Source organism: Acinetobacter sp. WCHAc060006, from assembly GCF_004209135.1.
GTDB lineage: Bacteria > Pseudomonadota > Gammaproteobacteria > Pseudomonadales > Moraxellaceae > Acinetobacter > Acinetobacter cumulans.
Genome location: NZ_SGSS01000112.1, coordinates 1 through 321, shown reverse-complemented (window position 1 = coordinate 321; position 321 = coordinate 1). Strand labels below are relative to the sequence as shown.

The window sequence follows — 321 nt, the reverse complement described above, 5'->3', positions numbered from 1 at the left end:
TGCCTGTCCAAGAACCGTCTGCTTGTTGAGTTAAGCCACTCACTGTACCGCCAGTCACTTTCACATCAGATGCATCGAAACCTTTAACCGTTTCGCTGAATGTAATTTTCAAGTTGCCATTGGCATCTAGTGTCACTGTTGAAGTTGGCGCAGTAGTATCAATACTTGGTACAGATTGTGATTGGTTCGCAACAGTACCAGGGTTACCTGCATTGTCAGTATATGAACCTGCTGGGATGGTTAAATCTACTTTACCCACGGCACCTGTATTGCCATCAGCAACCACTTTACCTGTCCATGAACCGTCTGGCTGTTGAGTTA

Annotated in this window: 1 protein-coding gene; it reads right to left on the bottom strand. The window is 45.5% G+C overall.

Annotated features, from left to right (window positions below; genetic code table 11):
* Window positions 1–321 (bottom strand): Ig-like domain-containing protein (locus tag EXE29_RS17405; RefSeq protein WP_213073192.1); only part of this gene is annotated, 321 nt, incomplete at both ends.